This window comes from Leifsonia sp. Soil_N53, assembly GCF_057655165.1.
Window position 1 is genome coordinate 243,769 of sequence record NZ_JBDGMM010000063.1, and the last position, 11,728, is coordinate 255,496.

The 11,728-nt window shown below is 71.5% G+C and carries 12 protein-coding genes; 5 read left to right on the plus strand and 7 right to left on the minus strand.

Translation table 11 applies throughout. The features are described 5' to 3' along the window. Positions 1-3 precede the first annotated feature (3 nt). Together AC3A3H_RS13330 and AC3A3H_RS13335 are read right to left on the minus strand one after the other, a co-directional pair. Positions 4-1,299, minus strand: coding sequence for an extracellular solute-binding protein (locus AC3A3H_RS13330; RefSeq protein WP_487615027.1), 1,296 nt, complete (start codon positions 1,297-1,299; stop codon positions 4-6). A gap of 146 nt (positions 1,300-1,445) precedes the next feature. Further along, a complete protein-coding gene (locus AC3A3H_RS13335; protein ID WP_487615028.1) occupies positions 1,446-2,627 on the minus strand; it encodes an ROK family protein in 1,182 nt (393 codons plus the stop codon). 226 nt (positions 2,628-2,853) lie between these two features. Between AC3A3H_RS13335 and AC3A3H_RS13340 the strand changes: the two genes are divergently transcribed. Genes AC3A3H_RS13340 through AC3A3H_RS13360 form a run of 5 tightly spaced genes read left to right on the plus strand, consistent with a single transcriptional unit; the run spans position 2,854 to position 7,954 of the window. Continuing rightward, a complete protein-coding gene (locus tag AC3A3H_RS13340) occupies positions 2,854-3,984 on the plus strand; it encodes a Gfo/Idh/MocA family protein (RefSeq protein ID WP_487615029.1) in 1,131 nt (376 codons plus the stop codon). 40 nt (positions 3,985-4,024) lie between these two features. Continuing rightward, positions 4,025-5,077, plus strand: a complete 1,053-nt coding sequence (locus tag AC3A3H_RS13345) for a Gfo/Idh/MocA family protein (RefSeq protein WP_487615030.1) — start codon at positions 4,025-4,027, stop codon at positions 5,075-5,077. Next, entirely contained in the window at positions 5,074-5,772 is a 699-nt protein-coding gene (locus AC3A3H_RS13350; RefSeq protein ID WP_487615031.1) for a YoaK family protein, read from the plus strand. The genes AC3A3H_RS13345 and AC3A3H_RS13350 overlap by 4 nt, the downstream gene beginning before the upstream one ends. 34 nt (positions 5,773-5,806) lie before the next feature. After that, positions 5,807-6,682: a serine hydrolase domain-containing protein gene (locus AC3A3H_RS13355; RefSeq protein WP_487615032.1), complete on the plus strand. Its 876-nt coding sequence runs from the start codon at positions 5,807-5,809 to the stop codon at positions 6,680-6,682. 60 nt (positions 6,683-6,742) lie between these two features. Beyond that, positions 6,743-7,954, plus strand: a complete 1,212-nt coding sequence (locus tag AC3A3H_RS13360; RefSeq protein WP_487615033.1) for a hypothetical protein — start codon at positions 6,743-6,745, stop codon at positions 7,952-7,954. Between the two features lie 22 nt (positions 7,955-7,976). Here AC3A3H_RS13360 and AC3A3H_RS13365 read toward each other — a convergent pair whose 3' ends face one another. The 5 genes from AC3A3H_RS13365 to AC3A3H_RS13385 form a co-directional block, all read right to left on the minus strand. Continuing rightward, the gene (locus AC3A3H_RS13365) at positions 7,977-8,327 is read right to left on the minus strand and encodes a DUF202 domain-containing protein (RefSeq protein ID WP_487615034.1); all 351 of its coding nucleotides are present in this window, start codon (positions 8,325-8,327) and stop codon (positions 7,977-7,979) included. Further along, a complete protein-coding gene (locus AC3A3H_RS13370) occupies positions 8,324-8,689 on the minus strand; it encodes a YidH family protein (protein WP_487615035.1) in 366 nt (121 codons plus the stop codon). Before AC3A3H_RS13370 ends, AC3A3H_RS13365 begins: the two co-directional genes overlap by 4 nt. Then, complete coding sequence (locus AC3A3H_RS13375) at positions 8,679-8,822, minus strand: hypothetical protein (RefSeq protein WP_487615036.1); 144 nt, start codon at positions 8,820-8,822, stop codon at positions 8,679-8,681. Before AC3A3H_RS13375 ends, AC3A3H_RS13370 begins: the two co-directional genes overlap by 11 nt. Before the next feature lie 22 nt (positions 8,823-8,844). Continuing rightward, the gene (locus tag AC3A3H_RS13380) at positions 8,845-9,717 is read right to left on the minus strand and encodes a formylglycine-generating enzyme family protein (protein WP_487615037.1); all 873 of its coding nucleotides are present in this window, start codon (positions 9,715-9,717) and stop codon (positions 8,845-8,847) included. 91 nt (positions 9,718-9,808) lie between these two features. Then, complete coding sequence (locus AC3A3H_RS13385; protein ID WP_487615038.1) at positions 9,809-11,722, minus strand: glycoside hydrolase family 127 protein; 1,914 nt, start codon at positions 11,720-11,722, stop codon at positions 9,809-9,811. Positions 11,723-11,728: the final 6 nt, after the last annotated feature.

The window sequence follows — 11,728 nt, forward strand, 5'->3', positions numbered from 1 at the left end:
GTGCTACTTCGCGTTCAGCGCCGCGTCGAGGTGCTTGTCGAAGTCGGCCGCGGCCTGCGCGACGCTCTTGTTGCCGGAGGAGACCTGCGAGAAGAAGTCGGTCACGGAGGCGTCGGACTCGATGGTGGCCCAGCCCGGGGTGGCCGGGGTGGAGATGCTGAGCTTCGCGCCCTGGTAGAAGGCCTTCATCTCATCGGGCAGCGTGGCGGTGACCGTGTCGATCAGCTGGTCGGAGATCGGGATGTGACCCGAGGCCTCCGAGACCTGCTTGGCCTGGATGTCGTCGCTCGTGATGTACTTCACGAACTGCAGCGCGGCCTTCTGGTGCTGGGCCTTCGCCGCGATGCCGATGTCGGAGCCACCGAGGAAGTTGGGCATGTTCTTGCCCGGGTCGGCCTTGCTCGGGAAGGGGAAGCTGCCGACGTGGCCGACCAGGCCGGCGTTCGCCTGCAGGATCGTCTTCAGCGCGTTGCCGTTGCCCATGATCGCGGAGGTCTTGCCGGTGGCGAAGACGTCGGTGGGGTTGGGGGTGTCCATCGGCGCCGTGCGCGATCCCTCGGTCGAGTAGGCGTTCTGGAAGGTCTTGAAGTCGGAGAGGCCCTTCTGCGATTGCGCCGTCTCGAGCTGGCCCTTCCAGCTGTCGCCCGACTTCTTCGCGAGGGCTCCGCCGGCGTCGTAGAGGAACGACAGCGCGTTGTACCAGTAGGTGCCGGTCAGGTAGATCGGGCTGAAATCGGGCGCCTGGTTCAGTGCGCGCACTTTGTCCAGGTCGCTGGTCAGCTCGTCGTAGCTGGTGGGGGCGTCCATCACGCCCGCCTTCGCCCAGATGTCCTTGTTGTAGATGACAGCCCGGGTGCCTGCGTAGAACGGCGCCGCGTAGAGCTTGCCATCGACGGTCGCCGGCCCTTCGAGGCCCTTGAGCCAGGTGTTGGCCCCCTCGAGGTCCTTCTTGTCGGAGGTGAGGTCGAGCAGCGCGCCGTTGGCCGCGAACAGCGGCACGTCGGTGTTGCCGATCTCCACCACGTCGGGCGGGGTGTCGGTCGCAAGGGCGGTGGTCAGCTTGGTGTTGATGTTGTCCCACTGCTGCACCTCCACTTTCGCGGTGATGCCGGTCTTCTTCTTGAAGCCATCGACGATGGCCTTCTGGGAGGCGTCGGTCAGCGTGTCCTGCATGAGCCAGACGGTGAGCGATTTGTCGTCACCCGAGCTCTGCGCGCCGTTGCCGCCGGAGCAGCCCGTGAGGGCGACTGCGGCGACAGCGGCGGCAACGCCTGCTGCGATGTAGCGGATTGTCTTCACTGTCACTCCTTTGGGGCTTTGCGGTTGTTCAAGAATCTTCTTTAAGACTCTTTCACAAGTCAAGCGCCAAAATCAGACTTCACACGTCCGATACATTCCAGAAACACTTTTCGCACGCGACGGGAGCGGCGCCTGCGGCGTCCCGGCTACGCGCCCGGGTCGACCGACATGCGCTCAGCGAACACCGCTTCGCGCGCGATCTCCACGCCGCGCACCACGGCACCCTGGACGATCGCGTCCGCGCCGAGTGCGCTGGCCACGAAGCGCGGTCGGGTGCGGTCTCCATCGAGCCGCCCGGCGAGCCCGACGGCGAGCATGTCGAGGTGCTGCGCGATGCCGCCGCCGACCACGATGAGCTCTGGATCGAAGAAGGCTGTGATCGTGGTGAGCAGGTTTCCGAGCACATCGGTCTGCCGCGCGACCGCGCGGCGTGCCGTCTCGTCGCCACGGCGCGCCAGCTCGATCACCTGCCCGACGCTCGTGACCGACGAGAGGCCGAGCGCCTGCGCGTACGACACCGCGTCCGCGCCCAGGAGTGCGCCCTCGAGCGTGCTGACGGCGCCGCCAGCAGGCGGTGCGCCGACCGGGGAGGCCGTCGTCAGCTCCAGCCGGCCGATTTCTCCCGCTGCGCCGTTGGCCCCGCGATACACCCGCCCTCCGGTCACGAGCGCGGAGCCGACCTCTGCGCCGACATGCAGGTAGACGAACGGGTCCGCGCCGCGTCCGGCGCCCAACGTGAACTCGCTCAGCGCCGCGAGATCCACATCCCGTTCGACGCTGACCGCCATGGGAAGCGCGGCCCGCAACTCGTCGAACAGCTGCGGTCGCCGCCACGGCGGTGCGGAGGCCCCGGGCTGCCCGGCGGCCGGACCCGCGGCGTCCCAGGTGGCGACGACCGCGTGGCTGATGGCGCCGACCTGCGCCTCCGCGGTCGCCGACGCGAGCAGGCGCTCGACGGTCGCGACCAGCGCCTTCACGCTGCGGGCGGTGTTCTTCGCCTCGGTGCGGGCGACGACCGTGCCGAGCAGGTCGGCGATCGCGATGCGCACCCAATCCTGGCCGAGCTCGACGGCCGCGACCAGGCCGGCGCGGGCGTCCACCTCGTAGATGAGCGCCGGGCGCCCGGCCTGCTCCTCCGACTGGCCGCGGGTGCGGACCAGCCCGACGTCCTCCAGGTTCGCGAGAGTGGCGAACACCGTGGGCTGCGACAGGCCGATGGCGCGCGAGATCTGGGGCCGGCTGGCCGGGCCGTTGCGGTACAGCCAGTCGAGCACGAAGCGCTGATTCATCGAGCGCAAGAGGGAGGGCGCCACCGCGGGTGACGTCACCCCTTGATCCATCAGACTTCGCACTTCATCACTTCCCATCGGCGCCTCGGATCGGTCTGGAGGCGCGCTCCACGGTACCGTGCCGAGCCTTGACTACTAAAGACTCTTAATGAATAATCCTAGAACATCCCGGGAGCGAACCGCCCCGGACGAGCGCGCCGGCAGCCCCCCTCTGCTCTGCATTGAGTCAGATACTGCCGCATCCCCCAGCGAAAGGCATGCATTCGTGACCGACTCGACAGCACCCCTCCCCGATCGCGCTCCGCTCCGCCTCGGCGTCCTCGGCGCCGGCGGGATCGCGACCATCCCCGAGGGCGTCCTGCCCAACGTCCATCACATCGCCGACAAGGTGACGATCGTGTCGATCGCCGACCCGGTGCCCGGTCGTGCGGCCGCGGCGGCCGAGCGCTTCGGCATCCCGGAGTCCTATCTGAGCCTCGACGAGCTGCTCGAGCACTCCGACATCGACGCGGTCGTCAACCTCACGCCCATCCCGGCGCACGCCGAGACGACCATGCGGATCATCGAGGCCGGGAAGCACGTGGTCGTCGAGAAGCCGATCGCGACGACGCTCGCCGAAGCGGACGCCATCATCGAGGCCGCCGCCGCCCGCGGCCTGACTGTGCTGTGCGCCCCGCCGGACATGCTGTACTCACCCTACGTGGAGGCGCAGCAGCAGATCCGGGAGGGTTCGGTCGGCAAGGTCGCGTTCGCCCGGGTGCGCAGCTCGCACGCCGGCCCCGGCGGCGGCCCCGACGGCTGGCCGTTCGACCCGACCTGGTTCTACCAGGACGGCTCCGGCCCGCTCTTCGACATGGGCGTCTACGGCATCCACGAGATCACCGGCCTGCTCGGGCCCGCCAAGCGCGTGACCGCCTTCGCCGGCGTGACCGAGGCGACCCGCGTCGTGCGCGGCGGCCCGTTCGGCGGGCTGGAGATCCCGGTGACGACGCCCGACAACTGCCTGTTCATGCTCGACTTCGGCGACTCGACCTTCGCCGTGATCGACGGCACCTTCAACGTCCACGCCTCGCGCAGCCCGAAGGTCGAGGTCTTCGGCCGCGCCGGCGCCATGGCGATCTACCGGCAGGACGGGCCCGACCTGGAGGTGTACCGCACGGACCTCGCCCCCGGGGTCGACGGCTGGATCGCGCCGACCATGTGGCCGGCGATCGCCGACCCGCGCCGGGCGATGCTGCGGCGGGCGCTCCTCGTCGACCACCTCGCGGATGTCGTCCGCGACGGCGCGACGCCGGTGCTCACGGCCGAGCACGCACGCCATGCGCTGGAGATCATGCTCGCCGTGTTCGAGTCCGCGCGCGAAGGCCGCGTCGTGGAGCTCTCCACGACCTTCTAGCCGCCCGCCCGATCCAACGCTCAGCAGAAAAGAGAACAACATGTCAGAAACGGTGCGGTTCGGCTTCGTCGGACTCGACCACTGGTACTCGGCCATCCCGCTCGCGAAGGCGGTCGCCGCCGACCCGAGGACGGAGCTCGTCGCCATCGCCGACCTCAGCATCGACCGCGCTCGCGAAGTGGCGGAGCAGAGCGGCGGTCCGCGCGTGACGACCTCGTTCCAGGAGGTCATCGACGACGAGTCGATCGACGTCATCGCGAGCTTCGTGAGCGTCGACCAGAACCCGGAGGTCTGCATCGCGGCGGCAGCGGCCGGCAAGCACATCGTGTCGGTCAAGCCGCTCGCCCGCACCCTGGAGGAGGCCGATCGCATCGTCGCGGCCGTGAACGCGGCCGGTGTGACCTTCACCCCGGGTGAGTCGCGCTCCCGTGCGGCCGACCAGAACCAGCTGCTGAAGCAGTGGGTCTCCTCCGGCCGCATCGGGCGGGTCACCTCTGCGTCGTTCGCCCTGGTCGGCTCGCTGCCACAGGGCTGGCCGGGCGCCGAGGGCTCCGGATGGTGGACCGACCCGGAGCGCGCTCCCGGCGGCGGCTGGATCGACCACAGCCTCTACCAGATCGACCGGATGCGCTGGCTGCTCGGCGAGGAGGTCATCCAGGTCAGCGGCCAGGTGGCGAACCTCCTGCATCCCGACCTGGCCGTCGAGGACTACGGGCACGCGATCCTGCGTTTCGAGGGCGGCTCGATCGCCACGGTGGAGGACACCTGGAGCGGCCCGGCCGGTGGCTGGCGCATCACCACGAGCATCATCGGGACCGAGGGTGCGATCGCGCTCGACACGTCCACCGGGCTCGTCTCGGTGCTGGAGACGGCGGGCCCGGTGACCGGCTGGCACCACTTCACCTCGCCGTCCGACCACACGGTCGGGCTCGACGCCATCGTCGCGGCCGCGACCGGCGGCGGTGCGCTGGCGCGGGTCGAGGACGCCTGGGAGAACCTGGCCGCCACCGTCGCCTTCTACGAGGCTGCGGCCTCCGGATCCGTGGTCGCCCCCAGGCACCTGCGAGACCGCGCAGGAGTCCTGGCCGGATGACCGCGGGCACTGCGGCGGCGCCCGCACGGACGCCGGCCGAGGGAGGGGAGCGGGTCCGCGTCGGCCTGATGCTGGCCCTCACCTTCTCGACCGGCGTCATCGACGCGACAGGCTACCTCGGCCTCGACCGGGTGTTCACCGGCAACATGACCGGCAACGTCGTCATCCTCGGGATGGGTCTGCTCCGCGTCGACGGGCTGCCGGTGATCGGACCGCTGGTCGCCCTCGGCGGGTACGTCGTCGGTGCGATGGTGGCCGGCCGGACGCTGCGGACCGCGGCGCCCGGCTGGACCCATCGCACGACCGGTGTCTTCGCGGCGGTGGGGATCGTCCTGGCCGCCGTCGCGGTCGCCGCGGTGCCGCTGAGCGGCGCGCACGTCGCCGAGTTCGCGCAGTGGACGATCACCGGCGCCCTCGGGGCGGCCATGGGCGCGCAGGCCGCCGCCGCCCGCCACCTCGCGGTGAAGGACGTCACGACCGTCGTCGTCACCTCGACGCTGACCGGTCTCGCCGCCGACTCGTGGCTCGGTGCGCGGCTCGGGCAGCCCTGGGTGCGCCGGGTGCTCGCGGTCGCACTGATCGGCGCGGGAGCGCTCGTCGGCGCCGCCTGCGTGCACGTGAACCTGGGGATCGGGCCCGCGCTCGCCGCGGTCCTCACCCTGACTGCGGCCGCGTTCGGCCACCGGCGGGCGTGAGCGCCGCACCCTCCGGACCCGACAGAATAGGGACATGACCGCTGCTGACGCCCTGCTGGGCCGCTTCGTCCGAACCGTCGACCGGGAGGGGCTGGGTGCGTACGGCGCCCACGCGCTCGTGGGTGGTGATGAGGCTCAGCATCGCTGGCGCAGCGACGACCGGGTCAACCTGTACTCGGTGTCGAAGGGGGTCAGCGCGCTGGCCGCCGGCATCGCCGTGGACGAGGGCATCCTGACGCTCGACACGACCGTCGCGGACGCCCTCCCGCAGCTCGAGCTCGGCGAGGGCGTGGAGCGGGTGACGCTGCGCGACCTGCTCACCATGTCGAGCGGGATCGAATTCCAGTGGTTCGGCGACCAGCCCGTGCCGGGCGACGACCTGGCTCAGGAGATGCTGCGCCGTCCCACCGGCGGTCCGGGGGAGCGCTTCCTCTACTCCGACTCCAGCACCTACGTCGCCATGCGGATGCTCGGGGCTGCGGTCGGCGACGTGCGCGACTGGCTGCTGCCGCGGCTCTTCGGCCCGCTCGGCATCGACAACCCGCAGTGGCTGCGGTGCCCGCTCGGCTGGATCGTCGGGGGCACCGGCCTCCAGCTGCGCACCGAGGAGCTGGCCCGCATCGGACGGGTGCTGCGCGACCGGGGCGAATGGCGGGGCGAGCGGATCGTCAGCGCCGACTGGATCGACGGGATGCACGCCGGCTGGCGCGAGACCGGCGAAACCGGGTCGCAGGCGCACTACGGCATCGCCACCTGGGAGGGTCCGTCGAATCTGTGGCGGTTCGACGGGCGCTACGGCCAGTACGTGGTCGTCGACGACGCGCACGATGCTGTGCTCACTGTGACCGCGCACGAGGAGTTCCGGACCGACCGGCTGCTCGAGGCGGCGCACGAGGCGCTGCTCGGCTGACGCGGGCGGGGGTAGCTCTCGGCCGGTCGCCGCGCGCGATAGCCTGATGCTGCGACTGGCGTGGCCGGGTTCACCGGCAGGGAGCGCGTGACCGGCATCGACCGCCTGGGTGCCCATCCGATCGAGGAGATGGGACGTGCGATGCGCTACGGGATGAATCCGCATCAGACAGCAGAACTCATCAGCGGCGGGCCGGCTGTGCTGAACGGTGAGCCCTCGCTGATCAACTATCTCGACGCGCTGAACGCGTTCGCGCTGGTGAGCGAGGCGGAGGCGTCGACCGGGCGTGCAGCCGCGGCCTCCTTCAAGCATGTCTCGCCGGCGGGCGCCGCCGTCTCGGGGCGGGTGGATGGGACCGCGTGCGAGACCTGGGGTGTGTCGGCGGTGTCGGAGGACTCACTGCTGGCGGCGTATCTGCGGGCGCGGGACGCGGATCCGAAGTCCTCGTTCGGCGACGTGGTGGCGCTGTCGCGGCCGGTCGACCTCGCGACGGCGGAGTTTCTGCGCACGGTGATCTGCGATGCGGTGATCGCGCCCGGGTACGAGCCGGGCGCGGTCGCGCTCCTGGCGGGTAAGAAGGCCGGGCGGTTCCTGGTGTTCGAGGCCGACCCAGCTGCCGTGCGGCCCTCCCGCGAGCGACGGGAGGTGCTCGGGGCGACGATCGAGCAGGAGAGCGACACCGCGGACCTCGCCGCTGCACTGCCCGGCGAGGCGGCTCTGGTCGGTGCGGCGCGAGCCGACGCGCTCGTGGGGATGGTCACGGCCCGCTACACGCAGTCCAACTCGGTCGTCCTCGTCGCGGACGGCGCCGCGATCGGCATCGGCGCCGGCCAGCAGAACCGGGTCGACTGCGTGCGCCTGGCCGGGGCCAAGGCGCGCGTCTGGTGGCTGCGCCGCCACCCCGCCGTGCGCGGGCTGCCGGTGGTCGCCGGCATGAGACGGCAGGACCGGCTCAACTGGCAGATCCGCTTCGCCGGGCACGAGATGACGCGAGGCCAGCGTGAGGAGTTCGGCGGCCTGTTCGGCACTGCCGCCCGCGCGCAGTACGACGAACCGGGCTGGCGCGAGTCCTGGGCGGAACGGCTGACCGGCGTGACGCTGGTCTCTGACGGCTATCTACCGTTCCGCGACAACGTCGAGCACGCCGCCGAATACGGCGTCACGACCATCGTCGAGCCGGGAGGCTCGGCCCGGACCGGCGAGGTCGCAGCAGCGGCGCACCGGCACGGGATCGCGCACGTGCAGACCGGGCTGCGGCTGTTCCACCACTGACCGGGATCGGGCGTGGATCCGGTTATCCGCGGTCGAGGATCAGCACCGTGAATACGACGGCGCCGACGCTGATCAGGGCGGCCGCGAACGCGACGGTGGCGAGGGCCGCGACGGGCCGTCCGTCGGCGACGGGGAAGCGGTCGCCCTCCCCGTTCAGCCCGCGGTGCTGGCGCTGGTAGCGCCGGTGCACGGACGCGAGCAGGATGGCGGCGCAGACGACCCCCGCGAGACCCGCCAGCGCGGACCACGGGCCGAAGAGCTCGGGGAGGATGCGGGCGGCGATCAGTGATCCGGTCAGCAGGGCCAGGCAGGTGCGGCGCCACGCCAGGGCGGTGCGCTCGGCTTGCAGGCCGGGATCGAACGGCTGGTTCATCGCAGCAGCACGCCGAGCAGGACGAGGACGCCGACAGCGGTGACGACGACGGCGAGGAAGACGGTCAGCGGCGCGCTGGGGAGCGGGGTCTGCTCCCGGAGCGCGGCCTCCGTGCGCTTCCACCCGTACCAGGCCTGGAGCGGGGTGACCAGACCGGCGACGAGGAGGAGGAGGGACGCGGCGAACCGGAAGCCCGGATGGATGCCGAGGCTCAGGGCCTCCAGGGCCACGCCGCCGGCGAGCAGCGCGAGCCCGGTGCGGATCCAGGCGAGGAAGGTGCGCTCGTTGGCGAGGCTGAACCGGGCGTCCGGCTCGGTGCCGACGGAGAAGACGGAACGGGGGAAGCGCTTCTCAGCACTCATCGTCACCCGTTGCCGGAGTCGCCGTGTCGGCAGGGCTGCGGTCGGGCGCTGCGGTCAGGAAGGCCGCACGCCCGGGTGCGCAGCAGTCCTTGACGACGGCTGCGGCCTCGTCGGGTTCGATCATGGAGGACATGGTCATGCTCCTGTCTGGAGGTTCACGGTGCGCCGACCGTGCGGAAGCCGGCGTTGGACATGGCGGAGTCGGGGGTGTTCTGCGAACGCGCGGAGTTGCGGTAGCGGTTGCAGTAGGAGTCGTGGCAGAGGAAGGAGCCGCCGCGGAGCACGCGCTGCTGCCCGTGCTCCGGGCCGGCCGGGGCGAACTCGGGGGAGTGCCGGTAGTACTGCGCGTCGTACCAGTCCTGGCACCACTCCCAGATGTTGCCGACGGTCTGGAAGACGCCGTAGCCGTTGGGGGCGTAGTGCCGGGCCGGCGCGGTGGTGAGATAGCCGTCGGCGAGGTCGTTGCTGGTCGGGAACACGCCCTGCCAGATGTTGCAGTTCCAGGCGCCGTCGACGAGGAGGTCGTCGCCCCAGGGGTAGCGCGCGCCGTCCAGCCCGCCGCGGGAGGCGTACTCCCACTCGGCCTCGGTCGGCAGCCGCCGGCCGGCCCAGGCGCAGTAGGCCTGCGCGTCGTTCCAGCTGACCTGCACGACCGGATGGTCGCCGAGATCGTCGATCGAGCTGTGCCGGCCTCCCGGGTGCCGCCAGTCCGCGCCGCCGACGCCGAGCCACCAGGGGGTCTGCGGCGGCCGGCCCAGCACGTCGGCGTCGTCGCCCGCGAAGGCGAGGTGGAAGACGGCCGAGTAGCCGAACGCCTCCGATTCGGTGCGATAGCCGGTCTCGTCGACGAAGGCCGCGAAGTCGGCGTTGGTGATGCTGTGCGCGTCGATGCTGAAGGCCGCCACGCGCACCGGGTGCAGCGGCGTCTCGCCGTCCCCCGGATTCCCGTCGCCGGAGGCGTCGCCCATCACGAACGACCCGGCGGGGATGACTGCCTGGTCCACCTGATGCCGCGCGGTAATGGTCACACCCGCACACTACTTTCTCCAGCGGACGGCTCCCAGACCTGGCCGCCGTCGCCGATGACTTCGACGGCGGCCAGGTGGCAGCGCCCTGCCGCTACAGTGCGCGCGGCAGGAAGACCCGCATGGTGCTCGGGCCGGAGTTCGCCCAGCGGAAGTAGGGCGTGAGCTCGAGCGGGACGCCGGCCCGGTCCACGGCCTCCACCCCGTCGGGGCGGTACGGCCACGGCGACGGAGCGTCGCCGACGAGCGTCACGGTGACCCGGGCGCCGTTCTCCGTCGCGACGATGCCCTCCGTCTCGTGGAGGCGGATCGCGTCGACGTCGAAGCCGTCGGGCAGTTCCGTCGACTCCGCGCACAGCACCAGCGGACCCCGCTCGACAGCGACCGTGCCCCGGACCGCGTCGATGCCGGCGGCCGGGTAGGCGAGGCGCGGGCCGGTGGGCAGCTCGATCCGGATCGGCCGTTCCGGGCTGAACCGCGCGCGGACGACCGCGTAGCCGTTCTGCACCGGCACCTCCGCGCCGTCGAACTCCACGCGGCCGCCGTCCGCCCACGCGGGCATCCGCACGTCGATCGCGACCTCCTCGGTGGACTCGGCGCGCAGCAGGATGGCGCCCTCGAAGGGGTAGCCGCCGGCCTGCATCTCGACGGAGACCGCGGTGCCGCCGTCGAGGACGGTCGAGAGCTGCGCGTCCGCGAACTGGTGGATCTGGACCCCGCCGGCATCGGCAGTGGCGACGTAGGAGCCCACGCTCGCGAGCGTGCGGGCCACGTTGGTCGGGCAGCAGGAGACCTCGAACCAGGGAGCGCGCAGGCTCGCCTCGGCGCGCTCGCTGAGCTCCTCCTCGCGCGGGACGCTGCCGCGCACCCGCTGGTGCAGGGTGTTGGCGTAGTAGAACGCCTTGCCGTCCTCGCGCGGCGAGACGAGCACCGCGTTGTAGAGGGTGCGCTCGATGAGGTCGGCGTACTTGCGGTCGCCGGTCTGCAGGAGCAGGCGCCAGCTGAGCATCACGGAGCCGATCGCCGCGCACGTCTCGGCGTACGCGCGGTCGGCGGGCAGCTCGTAGTCGGTGCCGAACTCCTCGTTCTGGTGGTGGGCTCCGACGCCTCCGGTGATGTAGGTCCGGCGCGCGACCGTGCTCTCCCACTGCCGCTCGACCGCGGTCAGCAGCTCGTCGTCGCCGAACTCGGCGGCGACGTCCACGGCCCCGGAGGCCAGGTACATCGCCCGGACGGCGTGCCCCCGGAGGTGCCCGGCCTGCCGCACGGGCTGGTCGTCGAGGAAGTACTCGCTGCCCTGGAAGAGATTCGTCTTCAGGCGGCGGCGGCCGCGCCGCTCGACGAGGATGCGCGCCAGCTCCAGGTACCGCGGCTCCCCGAGCGCACGGCCGAGCTCGACGAGGGCGGTCTCGATCTCGGGGTGCCCGCAGATCGCGTCGCGCCCGTCGGGACCGAACTCCACGTACACGTGATCGGCCAGCCGCCGCGCCACCTCGACGAGGAGGTCGTCGTGGCCGCCGCGGAGGCGCGCGACGGCCGCCTGGAAGAGGTGGCCGAAGCAGTAGAGCTCGTGTCCCCATTCGAGGTCGGAGTAGCGCGGGCGCTGCCCGGCCCTGCCGAACGAGGTGTGCAGGTAGCCGTCGGGCTCCTGCGCCGCCGCGACGCGTGCGACCAGCTGGGCGTAGGTCGCTTCGAGGTCCGGCCGATCGCTGCGGCCGAGCTCCCACGCCATCGCCTCCAGCAGCTTGTAGACCTCGGAGTCCACGAACTCGATGCCGTCGTGCCGGTCGGCGACGGTCCCCGCGGCCGCCCGGTCGAAGTTGCCGATCCAGCCGATCCGCTCCATCCAGGTCAGGCAGTGCCCGATGATGCTGGTGGCGTTGAGCTCCTGCTTCTCGCCCCAGAACCCGCCCGTGATGCGGAGCTCGTCGGGGCCGAGCGGGCGTAGCCGCCCGTTGCTGGGGTTCACCGGGCCGCCGAGGCGGGTGCGGTCGGTCGTGTCTGTCATCGTTCT

Excerpts from the sequence above, each read along its gene's own strand:
- AC3A3H_RS13355 (WP_487615032.1), top strand. The coding sequence starts at position 5,807 with ATGACCGCTGCTGACGCCCTGCTGGGCCGCTTCGTCCGAACCGTCGAC.
- AC3A3H_RS13365 (WP_487615034.1), bottom strand. The coding sequence starts at position 8,327 with ATGAACCAGCCGTTCGATCCCGGCCTGCAAGCCGAGCGCACCGCCCTG.
- AC3A3H_RS13370 (WP_487615035.1), bottom strand. The coding sequence starts at position 8,689 with ATGAGTGCTGAGAAGCGCTTCCCCCGTTCCGTCTTCTCCGTCGGCACC.
- AC3A3H_RS13385 (WP_487615038.1), bottom strand. The coding sequence starts at position 11,722 with ATGACAGACACGACCGACCGCACCCGCCTCGGCGGCCCGGTGAACCCC.
- AC3A3H_RS13375 (WP_487615036.1), bottom strand. The coding sequence starts at position 8,822 with ATGTCCTCCATGATCGAACCCGACGAGGCCGCAGCCGTCGTCAAGGAC.
- AC3A3H_RS13350 (WP_487615031.1), top strand. The coding sequence starts at position 5,074 with ATGACCGCGGGCACTGCGGCGGCGCCCGCACGGACGCCGGCCGAGGGA.
- AC3A3H_RS13345 (WP_487615030.1), top strand. The coding sequence starts at position 4,025 with ATGTCAGAAACGGTGCGGTTCGGCTTCGTCGGACTCGACCACTGGTAC.